The organism is Nostoc sp. LEGE 06077, assembly GCF_015207705.1.
Taxonomy (GTDB): Bacteria; Cyanobacteriota; Cyanobacteriia; order Cyanobacteriales; family Nostocaceae; genus Nostoc_B.
In genome coordinates this window covers 96,401-113,635 of the sequence record NZ_JADEWI010000017.1, presented here as the reverse complement: position 1 = coordinate 113,635, position 17,235 = coordinate 96,401, and the positions used below count along the sequence as shown (strand labels likewise).

Sequence of the window (17,235 nt, the reverse complement as noted above, 5' to 3'; positions counted from 1 at the left end):
TGTTGGGTGAGCGTCTCGACGTAAATGTTTCAGGATTTGTAATTCCACATCCATTGCCCTGCTTACCTTCCAGAGTTTTTTCTTTTAATCCTTTTATTTAGAATACTCGGAAAGTGACAGAAGAGGGGTATGGTGAAGGTATCCCTTCCCTCTCAGCTGCGCTCAATGATGTGCAAGCTATGGAGCGAGTTTTGCAAAACCCAACTCTGGGAGGTTTTGAGCAAGTTGAACGGCTGCTGAATCCCGATGCGATCTCCATGCGAAAAGCAATTCATAAGCTGTTTCGAGAAGCTGCAAAAGACGACCTAGTATTATTCTTTTTCTCTGGTCATGGTATTACGAATGATCAAGATCATCTCTATTTAGGGACTCGAAATACAGCTAAAGACGATTTTGAAGCTACTGCTGTAGACGCAAATTTTATCCAAGGGCAATCAAACAATTGCTATGCTAAACGGCAAGTTTTGATTTTAGATGCTTGCTACAGTGGTGCTTATGCTCAAGGTTGGCGGACAAAAAGTGTTGGTGTCAATATTAAAAAGCAGTTCGGCTCGGAGGGGCGAGTTGTTCTCACATCTTCCAGTGCGACTCAAACATCTTTTGAACAAGAAGGTTCAACACTTTCCCTATACACTCAGTATTTAGTTGAAGGAATTGAAACAGGCGCAGCAGACAAAGATGATGATGGCATTATTCATGTACAGGAATTGCACGCTTATGCTAAGGCAAAAGTCCAAGCAGTTAAGCCTAAGATGACACCAGATATCATTCTGGATAAAGAAGGATACGATATTTTACTAGCCTATACCCCGAAAAATCCAGAAACAGAGTATCGCAAGCTGGTTGAACAATATGCTAAAAGAGGCGAAATTCCTTCACTTGGTATCAAAATCTTAAAGAAGAAGCAAGAAGACTTAGGACTCACCAATGAAAAAGCCAAGGAAATAGAAAGCGACGTATTGGAACCTTTCCGTAGGCGGGTTGCTAATTTAGAAAGTTACAAAGAAGAATTTACTAAGGAGGTTGAGCGACAGTATCCTCTTGATCAAAATACCTACAAGATGCTGAAGGATTATCAGAATGTTTTAGGCTTAAGAGATGAAGATGTAGCATCTATTGAGTTAGAGATTACATCTGTTAAAGAAACAGAATATCAAAGACAGGTTCGGATACGGAAACAACAAAAAAAAGAGGAATATGAAAATAATCTGCTGCGTTATGAGCAGGAATTGATAAAAGCAGTTCAAGTGCAATACCCACTAGATGAATATGTTCGTAATGGATTAAAAAACTTTCAACAGTTTTTAAAACTTAGAGATGAAGATATAGCCTTGATAGAACAAAGAGTACTTACTCCGAAACAGGCCGAATATGATCGCCGGCAGAAAGAATCAGAAAAGTTACGTCAAGAACAAGCAACAAATTCTGAAAATCCTCTTTTACGGGATATAACTAGAGGAGATGATTTACGATTAGATTTAAAAATAGACTTCCGAGAAGCGATATTTGGTTGCGAAAAAGAAATTCGCATTTCTCATTTAGAAACCTGTGAAGTCTGTAAAGGATCTGGCACTAAATCCAGTCATTATCCTCTCACTTGTACAACTTGTGAAGGTTCAGGTCAAGTTAAGCGTGCCACCAGAACGCCTTTTGGTGCCTTTAATCAAGTTTCCAAGTGTCGAACTTGTGAAGGGACTGGCAAAGTAATAACTTGTGAAGGGACTGGCAAAGTAATAGGAGAAAAATGTGCTTCTTGTAATGGGGAAGGTACATATCAAGTAACCAAGAGACTCAAAATTACCATTCCATCTGGGGTAGACAATAGTGTACGTTTACGGATATCCGAAGAAGGAGATGCTGGTAAATATGGTGGCCATCCCGGTGATTTGTACATCTACTTGTTTGTGAATGAGGATAAAGAATTTAAGCGAGATGGTATTAACATCCTCTCAGAAATCATAATTGACCAGCAGCAAGCATTTTCTGGATGCCGTTTAGAAGTTAACACAATAGATGGGCCAGTGGAACTTATTATTCCATCTCAAACCCAGTCTAATAGGATTATGAGGCTGAAAAACCGCGGCGTACCTTGCGTAAACAATCCCACTAGTCGAGGCGACCATTTGGTAACAGTTATTGTTAAAAGCTGAAAATTTTTATACATAATAAAAAACCCCGAAGCTTCAGGGTTTTTTATTAAATCAGTTTTTTAAAGTTTTTAGAAAGGTGCGATCGCTAAACAAATTACAGCTAACATCGCAGCGATTATATAAAATACAGCCACAACTTGTAATTCTGACCAGCCACCCAACTCTAAATGATGATGTAAAGGAGCCATTCTAAACAAGCGTTTGCCTTTGCCATCTGGGCCTTTTGTCGCTTTGTAATAAGCAACTTGCGCCATTACAGACAGAGTTTCGACAAAGAAGATACCGCTGAGAATAAATAATGCTACCAAGCTATTTGTTAAAAGTGCCACAGCCGCTAAAGCACCACCCAACGCCAGAGAACCAGTATCACCCATGAATACGCGGGCTGGGTTGCGGTTGTGTGCTAAGAAACCTAAGCAACTACCGCTTAAAGCTGCACAGAAAACCATCAATGGTAAGGAAGTTGGGGCAACCACAGCACCTAAAGCCAAAAGTGCGATCGCTACAGTTCCACCTGCTAAACCATCAATACCATCAGTTAAATTAGTTGCGTTACTCTCTGCCACGAGAACAAACCCCGCCAAAGGCCAGAAGAGGAACCCTAAAGGCAGTGCAAAGCTCACCCAAGGCAAAGCAATATTTGTAATATTAAAAGGTTGATTAAACATTAACCATATACAAAACAGCGCAGCAAAACCAATTTGCAAAGCTAGTTTCATCTTGGGAGAAATACCTTTGTTGGATTTCCGGCGGAGAATTTGCCAATCATCAATCCAACCAATAAAACCATAGCTGAGGGTTAATGCGGAGACAGCAACGACCTCTGTGGCGAAATTAGACATGATACAGGCAACGATCGCCGCCACAGGGATGAAGAATATCCCACCCATTGTTGGTGTGCCTGCTTTTTTCAAATGGGCTTGGGGGCCATCTTCGCGGATGATTTGTCCAGTTTTCAGTGCTTGCAGCAGAGGTACTACCACATAGCCCACAGCGCCCGAAATCACCGCAGACAACAACAACGGCATGGTGAGTGATGTGCCTTGCCAAGGCAATCTATTCCCCATCAAATCACAAACTACTGCTGCTACACCTAGCCCGGTGGCTAAGGCAGAAGCGAGACCGATACCAGAAACATTTAATCCTTGGTTAGGAGATAATTTAGCGTCCACAGGATCTTTTCCCTTCACTCCACACTACAAAATTTAACTACAGGGACGACAGCTATCACCAAGTCCCTAGCCTGAAAAGGCTAATCTTCTTCAACAGCTATCTCGTCGTCATCATCATCAAGGTAATCAGCAATGCCGTCTTCTCCACCGAGAAAGTCTGATATTTCTTCGTTTTCTTCTTCAGAAAAATCAGGTTCATGCACATCACGCGCTATCAAACGACCGTGGGATTTTAACCAATCTAAAAGGGAGGATTCTTGTTTTAATGGAATTACAGCAGCGCGTTGGTTGCGGGGTTCTTCACGTAAGGGAGAATTCAACATATTGACGAAGAAACAAAATGTTAATGTAACTAGACATTAAGCAGTCTATCACTTGAAACGTAATAATTTAGTTATTTATTGATTCAAGTCTTGCCTGCTGAAATCCGTAAGTTAGCAAAAATATTTTATTTAATAGTGGTAATACAGGTAGGAATAAATTCTTAAAAGTTTTTAGAGCTTTATACATAGGGCATCAATATTGATCTTAAGGTGGATGAATTTTCAACATTCTTGATTTGGGGTAATAAACCATGATGGGAAAGGCGGCTTTAATCAATGCGATCGCTCCGACAAATCGCGGGTTACTGGCTACTGAGTCACAGAAACAAGCAATCTTAGCTGCGATCGCCAATTTAGAAGACCTCAACCCAACACCACGTCCAGTGGAAGCTGGTAACTTGCTAGATGGCAATTGGCTATTACTTTATACCACTAGCAAAGCTCTTTTAAACCTAGATCGTTTACCTTTTTGTAAACTTGGTCAAATTTATCAGTGTATTCGGGTAGAAACTACCAGCGTTTACAATATTGCTGAAATTTATGGCTTACCCTATCTCGAAGGATTAGTTAGCGTCGCAGCTAAATTTGAGCCAGTTTCCGGTCGTCGCGTCCAGGTAAAATTTAATCGTTCTATTGTAGGTTTGCAACGTCTAATTGACTACAATTCTCCAGAAAATTTTATCAGCCAAATTGAATCAGGTAAAAAGTTTACGGGAATTGACGTGTCAATTAAGAACGAAAACCAACAAGGCTGGTTAGACATTACTTATATAGATGACGATCTCCGCATTGGTAGGGGGAACGAGGGTAGTGTGTTTGTTTTGAGTCGAACATAAAGTTTTCCTGAAAATGTGTGGGCGAACGAAACGAAATTATTCCATCATGTGCGCTTTGTCAAGGAGGGTCTGACCCCATTCTAGGTATGAGACTTTTATTTAGAACCTAACGAGAGGAAGATATCAGACAGAGGGCAGGGTGCAAGGGAAAAAATTACTATTGACCCTTGACCCTTGAGTCTTGACCAATGACAAATAACTTAACAAATCCTCTAGTCGAGACCTTCAGGTTGTAGAGTGAAATCAAATAGCCCTATATATCGGCAATTGATAACTAAAAGGGAAGATAATCATGGTTCAACGTGGTTCTAAAGTACGTATTCTCCGCCCAGAATCCTACTGGTTCCAAGATGTCGGCACCGTGGCTTCTATTGACCAAAGCGGCATCAAATACCCAGTAATCGTCCGTTTTGATAAGGTAAATTACTCTGGTATTAATACCAATAACTTTGCCTTAGATGAATTAGTCGAAACAGAAGCACCCAAGGCTAAAGCTAAAAAATAAGTAGCAAAGCCAAAAGGGGATTCTTTAATGGGATGATGAAGGGAAGCTTTAAGTATGTAGAACGAAGCGTAAAGTTTCAATTCTCTCATGCTTCCTCTCAGCCTACTCTAAGTAAAAGAAACTGCCCTGCGGGTATTTACTGTTTCTTTTCGATAGAATAGATATCCACCAATAGGTGCGTACAGTACTTCCTCTCATCTTTCCCGACCCCTAAATAAATTGCTTACTTATCAGTTCCAATGCCTGAACTGCCTGAAGTTGAAACAGTCCGCCGGGGTCTTAATCAATTGACCCTAAATCAAAACATTACGGGTGGAGATGTGTTGCTAAATCGCACCATCGCCTACCCGTTTTCTGTTGATGAGTTTATTGAAAGAATCAAAGGTAGTGCCATTATGACTTGGCATCGCTGTGGTAAATATCTCCTCGCTGAACTATCCCCTGCTGGTGGCTACCTGGGGGCGCATCTACGAATGACTGGTCAATTATTATGGCTGCACCGTGATGAACCATTGCACAAGCACACAAGAGTGAGAATATTTTTTGGGGATCAACAGGAATTGCGCTTTGTCGACCAACGCACCTTTGGTCAAATGTGGTGGGTTCCGCCTAAAGTTGCGGTAGAAAGTGTGATGACTGGTTTAGCCAAACTAGCCGCAGATCCATTTTCACCAGAATTCACCGTTGAGTATCTCGCCGCTAAACTGCAAAACCGCCGCCGTCCCATTAAAACAGCATTATTAGATCAGTCTGTAGTTGCCGGATTAGGTAATATCTATGCCGATGAAGCATTATTTAAATGTGGCGTATTACCAGAAACTTTGTGTACAGATTTGCAGTTAGAGCAAATTCAGCAGTTACGCCAAGTCATCATTGAAGTATTAGAAACCAGCATTGCAGCTGGTGGTACAACCTTTAGTAACTTCCTCAACGTCAAGGGGATCAACGGTAACTATGGTGGTGTCGCCTGGGTTTACAACCGCACTGGGGAACCTTGCCGAGTTTGTAGTAACCCTATTGAGCGAATTCGATTAGGTGGGCGTTCTAGTCATTTTTGTCCCCAGTGTCAGTGTTAGGAAGCCTTACGGCTGGGTGTAAGGGAGTAAGGGTAAGGGTGCAAATGCAAGGGTGTAAGCTTTTTCAACATCTACACCCTTACACTCCTTTTTTCATAAATCTACACACCTAAACCCTCACACCCCCATACCCTTTTTTCATACCCCTATACCCGTTTCTTGTCGCAAGCTAAAATCCTCTATGAGACAATCTGCAAACTTGAGAGGGGAATAATTTATGCCAGTTAAAAAAGGAGATTTAGTTCGTGCTGTGCGTGACAAGCTGGAAAATAGTTTAGAAGCTAAAGCTAGTGATACTCGCTTTCCTGCCTATTTATTTGAAACTGAGGGTGAAATTGTTGATATCAAAGGTGATTATGCCCTCATAAAGTTCGGACAAGTGCCTACACCCAATATTTGGCTACGCTTAGATCAACTAGAAGGATCTAAGTAAGTATCCTATCCTCAGACTAAAGGATGTGGTTGACTGATTTCTCACAAATCACAATTATAGGTGGGTAATGCCCACCTTCTAAGTTACACAGTTGCGATCGCAATTTTCTACTATATATATAGTGGTGATTTAACCGCATAGTAACGCAAAGGCTTACTCAGTTGAATTCCCAACGAATTACGCATTAAAAATTAATTTTATGTCTTCCCCTATACCTTGCTATTTACCGCGCGTCACTATCGTTGGTGCTGGGAGAGTTGGTAGTACCCTAGCTCAACGTATTGCTGAGAAAAATTTAGCAGATGTGGTGTTACTCGATATTGTTGAGGGTATGCCTCAAGGTTTGGCTCTGGATTTAATGGAGGCTAGGGGAATTGAAATACATAACCGTCAGATTATCGGTACCAATAATTACGCTGATACTGCTGGTTCGGAAATTGTGGTGATAACGGCTGGACTTCCCCGTAAACCAGGGATGAGTCGGGATGATTTGCTAAAAACCAACGCCAAGATTGTTGTCGAAGCAGCGAAAAATGCGATCGCTCATTCTCCCAATGCAATTTTTATTATCGTCACGAACCCTTTAGATGTGATGACTTATTTGGCTTGGCAAGCTACAGGGTTATCTCGTAGTCGTATTATGGGTATGGCTGGAGTTTTAGACTCAGCCAGATTTGAAACTTTCATCGCTTTAGAATTGGGTGTGTTACCTGCGGATGTGAAAGCGATGGTATTAGGTAGCCACGGTGATTTGATGGTTCCTTTATCACGTTACGCCACAGTTAATGGCATTCCCATCACAGAATTATTAGATGCAGCTACAATTGAGCGATTAATAGAAAGAACCCGCAACGGTGGCGCAGAAATTGTCGAATTAATGCAAACAGGCGGTGCGTTTTTTGCCCCTGCATCGGCAACAAGTGTGATGGTTGAATCAATATTATTAAATCAATCGCGGTTGTTACCAATAGCGGCTTATTTGCAAGGCGAATATGGTTTAGAAGATGTGGTAATTGGTGTGCCTTGTCGCTTAGGTTGTGGTGGAATAGAAAGTATTTTGGAATTAAATTTAAGTGATAGTGAAAGAGAAGCTTTGCAGACTTCGGCTCAATCTGTGCGGAGAAATATCGAGCGATCGCAAGAAATTTTAGCAGGAAAATTATAATAATGATGATGTATTGCCGCGCTGATTAGCTTTTTGGTAAAAACCAGATTACGCTGCTGTTCCCAACTATGTCAGCACTAAGACACTTTCTAATTCTCTATCTCCAAATTGAATGATTGTGTCAAAATTATCTCTCAAAACTTGCACGATCTTTGATGTTGGGCTGTTACCGATACGAAGATAGATAATTTTAGGGGGATGACCATAAAGTAAACTGCGTTGATAAAAGTCAGAATCTTTGGAAACAATCACAAAATCATTTGCTTTTGCATATTCCCAAATAATTCCATCATCGGTATTGGTAAGCGCTAAGGTTTTGACATGAGCAGAATCAGGATAAAAGTCGATGATTCGGCAAACAATCTGATCTGAGAGATTTTCATCCAAGAGCAGTTTCACAACTATGCCACAAATAACTTTTTCTCACGATCAGCAGCAAAAGCAAGACAGGCTTTAATATCCTCAGATGTTAGTTCTGAAAAATCTTCTAGAATTTCTGCTTCTGTCATACCGCCTGCAAGATATTCTAGAATATCGTATACAGTGATACGCATTCCCCGAATACAGGGTTTACCGCTACGCTTTCCGGGTTCAATCGTAATAAAGTCTTGGTAGTCCATGATTTAGACTTATGCCCTACAAAGAAACAATTTAAACTCAAACTTATTTCCTAATTTTATCTAACAAAGAAGACAAATACAATTGCAATCGCCAGAAATTTTAGCAGCACAGTCATAATTTTCCTTTACCTTACTTAGTGAAAAATTAGGAATATACAAATCTGCAATAACTAGATTTTAATAAACGTAATTTATTTGACATATATTTAGACGATACTGTACTCATAGTGGCGTTTTTTCGTATTGGCTATTTTTCTAAAATGTTCAGCAATTCCTCGGTTATTTTTTGCTATAGGCATAATTTAAAAATAAACAGTCACTACGATGTTTTTTGCCAATAAAAATATTCAATATGCCAACTAAAAATATAGCTCAAACTAAAACTCGTCTCCTTTTAGCTTTGTGGGATTTGGGAGGATCGCAGCAGGAAGTAAAAAAAGGCCAACTGACAAAGCGCATTGTCTCCAAAGGTAACAAAGTAGCAGATTACCAGGGTGTGTTTGAGGAATTACGAAAACAGGGTGCGATCGCAATTTCTAAAACTGGTTATTCTCTCGCATCTCCCAAAGGTTTGGAGTTACTAGGCGAAGGTTTGAGAAGTTCGGAGTTTAGGTTTGATGGAAGTATTGTTGGTACTTGGGCTGCAAATGCACTAGTGAAGTGGATTAGTAGAATCAGCAGCGTAGTTAGTAGTACATCTGCATCAATAAAAAGTAGTAAGAGTGCGATCGCTTCTTATGACGATTTTAAGTCAACAGTGCTGGAAGTATACGACAAATTGAATTATGAATACAACTTCAATCATCTAGTACCAATTTATCGAATTAGAAGACAAGTAGGCGATCGCTTAAGCCGTACAGAATTTAATGATTGGCTGCTAGAAATGCAAGCTGACGATATTTTGCAACTACAAGGCGGAAGTGTAGAAGATAGCGCACCAGACAAGATAGAAGATTCCATCACCACAGTCTTAGATGGATTACGCTGTTACGCCAGACTGTTGAAAGCATAATTTTTTTGTACTCCTCACTTAATAAACATCATCTCAAAACTATGATTACCACCACATCTACCATTGATGAACTGATTAGAAATAAAAATCCATTTGCCGGACATATTGTTGTCAGACCGCAACAGATATGGGGAAAAAGTTATCCTGATCTTCCATCAATTAATGCTCATGCTTCTGATGCAGTGTTTAATGCAGTTGAACAGATCCGCCAAGGAAAACGTGAGACTGTAGGCATTACTATAACTGCTGAAAAAGGATTGGGTAAGAGCCATATTATTAGTCGCATTCGTCATCGCTTTCAAAGAGAAAATACTGCTTTATTTATCTACATGGGTAAGTATGACAATCTGAATCAGATTAAATCTCAATTTCTGCAAACAGTTGCTTCTAGCCTGAGAGCTTATGGCAGTCAAGAATTGATGCAGTGGCAAGAAATAGCAGCAGCTTTAATTAATGAAGCGAAAAAATGTAACTATACCCCACGGCAATATGTAAGTAGTATTTACCCAAATTGGTTAAACAAACACTCAACTAAAACAGTTGATACCTTAACAGAAGTAGTACTAAAAATTAAGCCTGAAATTACTAACCCTTATATAATTAGAGCTATTTTGTGGACGCTTTCGACAACACACGCTCACTATGCAACTTATTGGTTATCAGGTTTGGAAATTACAGAAGCACAAGCTGATTTACTAGGCTTACCAAACTCTAAAAATGAAGATAAAGAGGCTGAAGCATTAAGTAATGTACGTCAAATATTAGATATAACTAGCAATTATAAAGTCCCTGTAATCTGTTTCGATGAATTAGATATTGCAGATATATCCGACACAGGATTTACCGCACCTCAAATTGTCGCTAACTTAGTCAAGGATTTGTACAATAGTCTCAAACGAGGTGTTTTACTACTCTCAATATATCCCCAAACATGGAATGAGCAAATTAGATCATTACCACAGACTGATGCAGTAATTGATAGATTGGTTAGTGAACAAACCGACAAACAACCAATTGTATTAAAATATCTTAATTCTGATGATATTGTTTCTCTTGTTAAATTATGGTTACAAGATTTTTATCAAGAGAATCAACACAATCCGCCACACTCTCTGTATCCATTTGATGAAAATAAACTTAGAGAACTTGGGAAAGGAAGACCTACTGTAAGGTCAGTCCTAAAATGGTGTGCAGAAAATTTTGTATCTCCTTTAAGTCAAGATGAAATAACGCTACCTCCGCTTGTTAAACCACCTTCACAACAACCACATACAGTTAAAGCATATTTCGATAATGAATTAGCCAATGTAGAAGCTTCTATAGATTCATCAATGGAAGACGAAAAAGCTATTGGTGATGCACTTCGATTAGTATTCCGTAGTCTTATTGGTAAAACGTTAGAAGGAGTAGCAATTGAGGCTATTGAACGAATACCTAACCAAGAACATATCGACTTCAAAATTGTTGGTAATAATAAAACAGTTAAAATTGGAGTGGATGTATTACAACAAACAGGTGGTGGATCTGTAACCACAGCATTGAGTAAGCTCATTGATTATAAAAAGTTTCATTTAACTCGTGGTTGCTTAGTACGTTCTAAAAAAATTAATCGTGGAGCAACATTAGCTCAACAACATTTACAAAAACTTTTGCAGAAGCTAGGAGGAGAATGGGTAAAGTTACAACCTCAAGACATAACCCCTATTTTAGCCATCTATTCTGTTTGGGATAACAGGAAGAGTTATGAATTGACAGAAGAACAAGTATTTGATTTTATTGAGCAGGAAAAAATAGTAATTAATAATCCTTTGATTCGAGAAATACTCAGTGATCCTTCTGGACAAGAACCAGATAATTTGACTGATGATGAATTGCCTATGAGAATACCCCAAAGTGTTTCTATCGCTGATAATATCGCACTAACTCTATAATTAATTAAACATGAATACGCTGTTTTCAATTCCAACAGCTTTGTGTTTACCTGCCCCTGAGATTGAAGCTTTAATACAGGGGCAAACAATTGCAGCTATGCCCAAGATGTTTATTCGTCCTGGGCAGAGATTTGCTCTTTATCCAGCACAAAGTTTATTACCTTTTGAGAGATACTATCGTTTAAATATCTTACCTATCAGTAATCTAGATGCTACTAATACATCTAATATTAAGGCTTGGGCTAAATGTGAACTTTGTCAAATTTTAGATGAAACTAAGCCATTAGATATTTTGTCTAATTTAACAATATTTTCATCAGAGGCTTTAAAAGGGATAATTCAGCAGCAACAACATATTTTCTTGGCTTATTTGCGTGTCTATAAATTAGCTAATTATCAAGAATTAACAAGTAACTCTAATATTCAAGATAAAATAGGTAAATTTGTTAGTCTACCAAGTTCTCTAACTGTAACTGAAGAATTACCAGTATTAAGCGATCGCACCTTCGCCCAACGCAAACAGCAACTAGAAAAGTTAGAACCACCTCTGCATCCTGAATTGGAAGAATTGCAAAGTTTGTTAGCCCCTTTGGGAATTACTAGCCACGCTGCTAAACAAATAGATGATGATATAAAAATATTATTAGGTTGGAATATCTATCAATCTAATAATATTTTAGATACGGATCTAGCGTGGATTAAAAAAATTGCTGAAGTTGGTAACTCTAGTGATGGTCATCAATTTGAAAAGCTCGTGCGTCGAGGATTACTAAAATTAGGTTTTACTGGTTCAGGTTTGAATCCAGATGCAACTGGTGGAGCCGGAGGTATGGATTTTCACACTGAAAAACCATTCTCAATAGTAGGAGAGTGTAAAGCGACTAAAACAGAGAAAGTTAGCGATGGTACTCCTGCTCAATTGCTCAAAATAGGTATGAACCATTTAGGTAAATATCAGTATGACAATTCAATTAAATTAATCGTAGCGGCTGGAGAACTAAATAGTTACGCATTGAGAACAGCAACAGAAAATCATATGAATATTATTAGTCCTGAAACTATACAAAAACTTGTTGAACTGCAAACATACTATAAAAATTCTATTAATTTACTAGAACTAAAAGTGTGTTTACAACAAGCTCCATTTGGGTTAGCCGAAGAAAAAGTTAATAATTATATAGATAAAGTAGAACAATCAATAAAATTGCGATCGCACCTAGTTAACTTAGTTAAAAACTATCTACACAACTCAGGTACGGAATCTGCTGGTGTAGAAGCCCTACATGGTGCTTATTTTGGCTCCAATCCACCACGTCCAATCAAAACAGAAGAAATGCACGAAATTTTGATTGAACTTTCATCACCATTAACAGGCTATTTAGGTAGAGAGAAAGGAACGGATTGGAAGAGCGATCACTTCTACTTTTTACGCAACCTACCACTTAACCTCAGCTAATAATATAATTCTGTGTTCTCTGCGCCTCTACGGTTCGTTTTCACAAGCAAAAAAAAGGTAGTAACGTTAATTGCTACCACCTCAAATCAACACCAGTTTAATCTATCGTCACGACATTACTTATTACTAACGGCCATATTCATCAGCAGGATCGCCGTAAGGATCTTGGTCTGCGGGAGTTGAATTACTGTACTCATCAGCAGGATCACCGTAAGGATCTTGGCTGGCGGGTGTTACATTGCCATAATACTGTTGAGCAGGATCACCGTAGGGATCTTGACTAGCTGGGGTTAAGTCGCCGTAGCCTTGATTTGCAGGGTCGCCGTAGGGATCTTCGCTGGCTGGACGCACCTCGCGGTCTGTATCTTGGTCAAATTCGTCATTATTATTCGAGCCTGCGAAAAACTCTTTCGCTTTCTGAAAAAAGCCGTCTACCATAATCTTTCTCCTTAAATCTTTGTGTTAAATCTAGTAAGCTGGCGCTTCTTGGGGAGCAATGTCTGTTAAATTACGACCTGTAGAACGCCCGTTGTAGCCTTTAAAATCTCGATACTGTTGCGCTTCTGACTCTGGAACTTGAATTCCTTCCTGTGGCGGTGTTACCCAGTGAGCGCGACCTTGACTATCGCGGTAGTAGACACGCCCATTTTTAGATAGGTAATGCTTGCCATTTGGCCCTGCTCCTTGGGCATTTTTTCGCTGTTGATAAAGGTAATAAAGAGCAGCAGCACCTGCTAAAATCACTACTTTTTGTCCTGTGGATAATCCTCTTCTCGCTTGGGGTTGGTTGGTAGCAGTAGGATAATTTAAATTTCTACCAACGGTGTCATCTACAGGTGGTGGAGGTGCTGCTGTGCGGGAATTACCACCACAGCTACTTAATAAAGGAACTGATAACAAAGCGGAAAGAAATACAGCCGCAGGTAAGGGAGCTTTTTTAGGTTTTTGATATATTTCCATCTATATTTTATAAATGCTTTGTTATTTCAAAATATTTGGAATTTTGATTACTAAAATAATGAAGTAATAATTGCAGTATTTACTCCTGCTTTTGAGAGAAATTCTATTCATTCTCTAGAAATATGCTGTTAACTGAGTCAACACTATCTTGTATACCTACTGATTTAGGGCAGTAAATAGATTGCTGTATTTATCGTATAGAAATATACAAATTTATATTGAGTAATTGCTAATTTTTACGTATAAAAGTTACAGTAGTTTTCTAAAAAATTACCTTGCTTAAGGATAAGAGGCGACTACCTAGCCCAATCCTCTTTAAAGCTACGTAAATATAGAGTTAAATTGTTCTAAAATTTACCAAATTTTTATACTTAGCTGCCTTGTAACTTAATTTACGTTTATCAGTTTGTTTTATACTGTCGATGATCTCAGTTTATACTTACTACACTGGTGATTATCTCTAGCAATTATTAAACTTTAAAAAATAACTTATGTATTATCAACTCTGGAATTTCTTCTTGAGAGATGATAAATATTTCTATTGGAAAGAAAAAGTCAAATTTAATAAGAAGTTCGACCATTATACATGGCAAAAGATTATTGATTTCTTCTCACTAGTAGAAAGGAACTTTTTTCTAAAAGCTCAATTAGGAGAAACCGACCGCATTGAACCATTTATTAAATTAGCCAAACAAAATGGTTATAATTTCGCTCCAGAGGCACTTGCTTGGTTTGTCGTCACCCGAAAACAGATTTGGGATCTGTTTGATATGGCACAAAAAATTCCATCTTTGAAAGATAAATTACTAGCATCTAAGAATCCTCAACAGTTTATTGAAATAGCTAAAGATAACGGCTATCAATTTTCAGTAGATGAATTAGCTTGGTTATTAATTGAAGTTAAATCTTCCCCAGAATTAGTTTCGATAAATAATAGTGTTGGAGAAATCCTCACAGGATCAAATTACGGCAAAATCGAAATAGGATACTGGATTTGGTTAGCAGAAGACTGGGGAATTGTGCCACCATTCTGTCATTTGCATAAATCAAATAATATAATCAGCGAAAATATCCGAAATCCATTTTTTCTTGACCAGTGCTTTTTACCAAAAAGCTACTTTAATCAGCGATTGATGAGTGTGGTTTAATTTTATATTCGTAATACGTCTTGAAGCTTCTAACGTTGCTAACGTAATTCGTAATTAAACAATACTATTACTTATCTGATTAAAAATAAAGCATCCTGAAAATGAAAGTTTTTACTTCATATCAGGATGCTTAACTGTAGATATCAACTGATCAAAAAACTTGAGAACAAATTAGCTCAGAGAAACCTTCAAACTACCAGGTTCAGCAAAATTACCTTGTAACACTACACCGCGCTGGTTTACGTGCAAGTGACGCAGAATCTTGTAAATTGCTTCTACTTCTTCAGCCATACCAGCTTTCTCAGCAATTTCTGCCAAAGAAAGAGGTGTTTTTTCAGCTTGCAAAACAGCAACTACTTTAGTTTGCAGATCAAGGATAGCAGCAGCAGCTTTTTTACCGGCTTCTACTCCTGGTTGGTGGTAGGCGTTAACGTTAACTAAGTTGCCATAGAAACCAACTGCACGGTCATACAAAGCAATTAAAGCCCCGACTGTGCGAGCATTAACTTGAGGGATAGTTATAGTAATTGAATCGCGCTGATTTTCATAAAGAGCTTTCCGAGTTCCTTGAAGAAAACCGGAGAGATAATCACCAGATGTAACTCCAGGATCTATTTCTGGGGATTGGCCATGACGATCTTCCAAAACTTCAACGAAAGTAGCAAAGAAGTTTGGTACACCATCACGCAACTGTTGAACATAAGCGTGTTGGTCTGTTGAGCCTTTATTACCATAAACGGCGATACCTTGATGGACAATATTACCGTCTAAATCTTTTTCCTTACCCAAGGACTCCATCACCAGCTGTTGCAAATAGCGGCTGAACAGAGCCAAGCTGTCTTTGTAAGGTAGAACAACCATATCTTTTTTGCCCTTACCATCGCCAGCATAGTACCAGGATAAAGCCAACAAAGCCGCAGGGTTCTTTTTGATATCTGGGATGCGGGTTGCATCATCCATTTCTTTTGCACCCTCCAGCATGGCACGCACATCAATGCCTTGTAATGCTGCTGGTACTAAACCCACAGTCGACATTTCTGAGGTGCGGCCGCCTATCCAGTCATACATGGGGAATGTAGCTAACCAACCTTCGGACTGGGCAACTTTATCTAATTGACTACCAGAGCTGGTAATTGCTACAGCATATTGAGCAAAATCAAGATTGTGTCCGGCGTAAGCTTTCTTGACTTCAATCATGCCGTTGCGGGGTTCTGGCGTACCTCCAGATTTGGAGATAACCAAAACTAAAGTGCTGGCGAGGCTGTTGCGTAATTGGTTAAGAATACGGTCAATACCTGCCGGGTCGCTATTGTCAATAAAGTGAATTTTTAAGGGAGGGAAATCAGGGGCGAGGGCTTCAGCAACAAATTCGGGGCCAAGGGCAGAACCACCAATACCAATAGAGATGATATCAGTGAAGCGACTGGCTCGCGGAGGATGTATTGCACCTGTTTGGACTTTTTCGGCAAAGGCTTCAATTTGTTCTAATGTTTGGACAATTTCTTGTGTCAGTTCAGGAGTGGGTGCTAAATCAGGGTTTCGCAGCCAGTAATGTCCAACCATGCGGTTTTCGTCGGGATTGGCGATCGCACCCTTTTCTAACTCCGCCATATCCCCAAAAGCCTTGTCAAACTTCGGACGCAATGATTCCACGAAGGCATCATCAAAGCGCATCCGACTTACATCTAAGTACAGTCCTAATCCCTCGTGGAAATATAACCAATCTTGGTATCTTTGCCAAAGTGCTATTGCATCCATAGGGAAATCTCAAGTAAGTTGTTTTTCCATGACAAGTTTAATGTAAGCTCAGGTGCATCCCTGCCTAGCCTTATACAGTTTTAAGTGTTGGGCTAATTTGCCATCCTAAACATCTGGCATAGGTATGACTCGCAGAAACTTGACAATTTCTCCTCTAATTTCAATTCCAATTAAATAATCATCTAGGGTAAAGCGATGAAAAATGCCCTCCCCATCTAGTTGTCGCAGTTCGGGAAGACAATGCAGCTGCCACTTTTCGCCAAATTCAAAAAACACAAAATCATATACCCGCTGATAAGCAGCAGGTTCTAAACTTTTCAGATCCATTAAAAAAGACCTGGCATAGCGCATTTCCACACTCACTAGGCATCACCTCTATTAGGGGTATAAGGGGATAGGGGTGTAGGGGAATCAGATGTCAGATAGGATTAGTACCTAGCCTCTAACTTCTTTTTCACCGCTGCATCAGTAAAACATTAAAATTTGTATCGCTTCTTCTTGAGTCAAGATATCCCACGGTTGTTGTGATTGCTTTACTTTTTGTATGGCTTTCAGCATATAAAAGTCACAATGTAAAGCGTGAACATCCTCCCAAACGCTTTGGAGTTCTTCATCACCTAACTGCTCGATTAAATGATGGATTCTTATACGCAGCAAGTTCATATATCAATAAACTATGTTCCAAAAGTC

General features: G+C 39.2%; 18 protein-coding genes and 2 pseudogenes. 11 read left to right on the top strand and 9 right to left on the bottom strand.

Annotation, left to right across the window (positions count from 1 at the left end; all coding sequences use genetic code 11):
• Positions 1-179 precede the first annotated feature (179 nt).
• Together IQ244_RS32495 and IQ244_RS32490 are read left to right on the top strand one after the other, a co-directional pair.
• A pseudogene (locus IQ244_RS32495) lies at positions 180-680 on the top strand (caspase family protein); the annotation flags it as partial.
• Between the two features lie 774 nt (positions 681-1,454).
• Positions 1,455-2,141: pseudogene (locus IQ244_RS32490) on the top strand (DnaJ C-terminal domain-containing protein); the annotation flags it as partial.
• A gap of 77 nt (positions 2,142-2,218) precedes the next feature.
• Here the strand turns inward: IQ244_RS32490 and mraY are convergent.
• Both mraY and IQ244_RS14140 read right to left on the bottom strand, forming a co-directional pair.
• The gene (gene mraY / locus IQ244_RS14145; RefSeq protein WP_193894989.1) at positions 2,219-3,322 is read right to left on the bottom strand and encodes a phospho-N-acetylmuramoyl-pentapeptide-transferase; all 1,104 of its coding nucleotides are present in this window, start codon (positions 3,320-3,322) and stop codon (positions 2,219-2,221) included.
• Between the two features lie 80 nt (positions 3,323-3,402).
• Entirely contained in the window at positions 3,403-3,645 is a 243-nt protein-coding gene (locus IQ244_RS14140; protein ID WP_193894987.1) for a DUF3134 domain-containing protein, read from the bottom strand.
• Between the two features lie 251 nt (positions 3,646-3,896).
• Here IQ244_RS14140 and IQ244_RS14135 point away from each other — a divergent pair, with 251 nt between their 5' ends.
• The 5 genes from IQ244_RS14135 (at position 3,897) to mdh (ending at position 7,660) form a co-directional block, all read left to right on the top strand.
• Complete coding sequence (locus tag IQ244_RS14135; RefSeq protein ID WP_193894985.1) at positions 3,897-4,481, top strand: PAP/fibrillin family protein; 585 nt, start codon at positions 3,897-3,899, stop codon at positions 4,479-4,481.
• 292 nt (positions 4,482-4,773) lie between these two features.
• Positions 4,774-4,986 carry a photosystem I reaction center subunit IV gene (locus tag IQ244_RS14130; protein ID WP_015111814.1) on the top strand — a complete coding sequence of 71 codons (213 nt, stop codon included), beginning with the start codon at positions 4,774-4,776 and terminating at the stop codon, positions 4,984-4,986.
• A 239-nt stretch (positions 4,987-5,225) separates the two neighbouring features.
• Positions 5,226-6,062, top strand: a complete 837-nt coding sequence (locus IQ244_RS14125; protein ID WP_193894983.1) for a DNA-formamidopyrimidine glycosylase — start codon at positions 5,226-5,228, stop codon at positions 6,060-6,062.
• Between the two features lie 217 nt (positions 6,063-6,279).
• On the top strand, positions 6,280-6,495 hold the full coding sequence (locus IQ244_RS14120) for an NAD(P)H-quinone oxidoreductase subunit O (RefSeq protein WP_193894981.1): 216 nt from the start codon (positions 6,280-6,282) through the stop codon (positions 6,493-6,495).
• A 199-nt stretch (positions 6,496-6,694) separates the two neighbouring features.
• A complete protein-coding gene (mdh, locus tag IQ244_RS14115; protein ID WP_193894979.1) occupies positions 6,695-7,660 on the top strand; it encodes a malate dehydrogenase in 966 nt (321 codons plus the stop codon).
• A gap of 66 nt (positions 7,661-7,726) precedes the next feature.
• On the opposite strand, the gene IQ244_RS14110 is transcribed toward mdh, so the two are convergent.
• Together IQ244_RS14110 and IQ244_RS14105 are read right to left on the bottom strand one after the other, a co-directional pair.
• Positions 7,727-8,059 (bottom strand): DUF5615 family PIN-like protein, encoded by a 333-nt coding sequence (locus IQ244_RS14110; protein ID WP_193894977.1) that lies wholly within the window; start codon positions 8,057-8,059, stop codon positions 7,727-7,729.
• Positions 8,060-8,061: 2 nt separating this feature from the next.
• Entirely contained in the window at positions 8,062-8,280 is a 219-nt protein-coding gene (locus tag IQ244_RS14105) for a DUF433 domain-containing protein (RefSeq protein WP_193894975.1), read from the bottom strand.
• A gap of 352 nt (positions 8,281-8,632) precedes the next feature.
• Between IQ244_RS14105 and IQ244_RS14100 the strand changes: the two genes are divergently transcribed.
• From IQ244_RS14100 to IQ244_RS14090, 3 genes are read left to right on the top strand one after another with little or no spacing between them, the layout of a single operon-like run.
• Complete coding sequence (locus tag IQ244_RS14100; RefSeq protein WP_193894973.1) at positions 8,633-9,292, top strand: hypothetical protein; 660 nt, start codon at positions 8,633-8,635, stop codon at positions 9,290-9,292.
• 41 nt (positions 9,293-9,333) lie between these two features.
• Complete coding sequence (locus IQ244_RS14095) at positions 9,334-11,223, top strand: hypothetical protein (RefSeq protein ID WP_193894971.1); 1,890 nt, start codon at positions 9,334-9,336, stop codon at positions 11,221-11,223.
• A 10-nt stretch (positions 11,224-11,233) separates the two neighbouring features.
• On the top strand, positions 11,234-12,679 hold the full coding sequence (locus tag IQ244_RS14090; protein ID WP_193894969.1) for a DUF1802 family protein: 1,446 nt from the start codon (positions 11,234-11,236) through the stop codon (positions 12,677-12,679).
• Positions 12,680-12,805: 126 nt separating this feature from the next.
• On the opposite strand, the gene IQ244_RS14085 is transcribed toward IQ244_RS14090, so the two are convergent.
• Together IQ244_RS14085 and IQ244_RS14080 are read right to left on the bottom strand one after the other, a co-directional pair.
• Positions 12,806-13,117, bottom strand: coding sequence for a translation initiation factor (locus IQ244_RS14085; protein WP_193894967.1), 312 nt, complete (start codon positions 13,115-13,117; stop codon positions 12,806-12,808).
• A gap of 30 nt (positions 13,118-13,147) precedes the next feature.
• Positions 13,148-13,639, bottom strand: a complete 492-nt coding sequence (locus IQ244_RS14080; protein ID WP_193894965.1) for a hypothetical protein — start codon at positions 13,637-13,639, stop codon at positions 13,148-13,150.
• A 491-nt stretch (positions 13,640-14,130) separates the two neighbouring features.
• Between IQ244_RS14080 and IQ244_RS14075 the strand changes: the two genes are divergently transcribed.
• Positions 14,131-14,787 (top strand): Nif11-like leader peptide family natural product precursor, encoded by a 657-nt coding sequence (locus IQ244_RS14075; RefSeq protein ID WP_193894963.1) that lies wholly within the window; start codon positions 14,131-14,133, stop codon positions 14,785-14,787.
• 171 nt (positions 14,788-14,958) lie between these two features.
• On the opposite strand, the gene IQ244_RS14070 is transcribed toward IQ244_RS14075, so the two are convergent.
• From IQ244_RS14070 to IQ244_RS14060, 3 genes are all read right to left on the bottom strand, one after another.
• Positions 14,959-16,545, bottom strand: a complete 1,587-nt coding sequence (locus IQ244_RS14070) for a glucose-6-phosphate isomerase (protein WP_193894961.1) — start codon at positions 16,543-16,545, stop codon at positions 14,959-14,961.
• A gap of 105 nt (positions 16,546-16,650) precedes the next feature.
• Positions 16,651-16,908 carry a cytotoxic translational repressor of toxin-antitoxin stability system gene (locus tag IQ244_RS14065; RefSeq protein ID WP_193894960.1) on the bottom strand — a complete coding sequence of 86 codons (258 nt, stop codon included), beginning with the start codon at positions 16,906-16,908 and terminating at the stop codon, positions 16,651-16,653.
• A 102-nt stretch (positions 16,909-17,010) separates the two neighbouring features.
• Positions 17,011-17,208, bottom strand: coding sequence for a hypothetical protein (locus tag IQ244_RS14060; protein WP_015111825.1), 198 nt, complete (start codon positions 17,206-17,208; stop codon positions 17,011-17,013).
• Between the last annotated feature and the right edge of the window lie 27 nt (positions 17,209-17,235).

Coding starts and splice junctions, on each gene's coding strand:
- IQ244_RS14140 (WP_193894987.1), bottom strand. CDS start 3,645: ATGTTGAATTCTCCCTTACGTGAAGAACCCCGCAACCAACGCGCTGCT.
- IQ244_RS14135 (WP_193894985.1), top strand. CDS start 3,897: ATGATGGGAAAGGCGGCTTTAATCAATGCGATCGCTCCGACAAATCGC.
- IQ244_RS14130 (WP_015111814.1), top strand. CDS start 4,774: ATGGTTCAACGTGGTTCTAAAGTACGTATTCTCCGCCCAGAATCCTAC.
- IQ244_RS14125 (WP_193894983.1), top strand. CDS start 5,226: ATGCCTGAACTGCCTGAAGTTGAAACAGTCCGCCGGGGTCTTAATCAA.
- IQ244_RS14120 (WP_193894981.1), top strand. CDS start 6,280: ATGCCAGTTAAAAAAGGAGATTTAGTTCGTGCTGTGCGTGACAAGCTG.
- mdh (WP_193894979.1), top strand. CDS start 6,695: ATGTCTTCCCCTATACCTTGCTATTTACCGCGCGTCACTATCGTTGGT.
- IQ244_RS14105 (WP_193894975.1), bottom strand. CDS start 8,280: ATGGACTACCAAGACTTTATTACGATTGAACCCGGAAAGCGTAGCGGT.
- IQ244_RS14100 (WP_193894973.1), top strand. CDS start 8,633: ATGCCAACTAAAAATATAGCTCAAACTAAAACTCGTCTCCTTTTAGCT.
- IQ244_RS14095 (WP_193894971.1), top strand. CDS start 9,334: ATGATTACCACCACATCTACCATTGATGAACTGATTAGAAATAAAAAT.
- IQ244_RS14090 (WP_193894969.1), top strand. CDS start 11,234: ATGAATACGCTGTTTTCAATTCCAACAGCTTTGTGTTTACCTGCCCCT.
- IQ244_RS14085 (WP_193894967.1), bottom strand. CDS start 13,117: ATGGTAGACGGCTTTTTTCAGAAAGCGAAAGAGTTTTTCGCAGGCTCG.
- IQ244_RS14080 (WP_193894965.1), bottom strand. CDS start 13,639: ATGGAAATATATCAAAAACCTAAAAAAGCTCCCTTACCTGCGGCTGTA.
- IQ244_RS14075 (WP_193894963.1), top strand. CDS start 14,131: ATGTATTATCAACTCTGGAATTTCTTCTTGAGAGATGATAAATATTTC.
- IQ244_RS14070 (WP_193894961.1), bottom strand. CDS start 16,545: ATGGATGCAATAGCACTTTGGCAAAGATACCAAGATTGGTTATATTTC.
- IQ244_RS14060 (WP_015111825.1), bottom strand. CDS start 17,208: ATGAACTTGCTGCGTATAAGAATCCATCATTTAATCGAGCAGTTAGGT.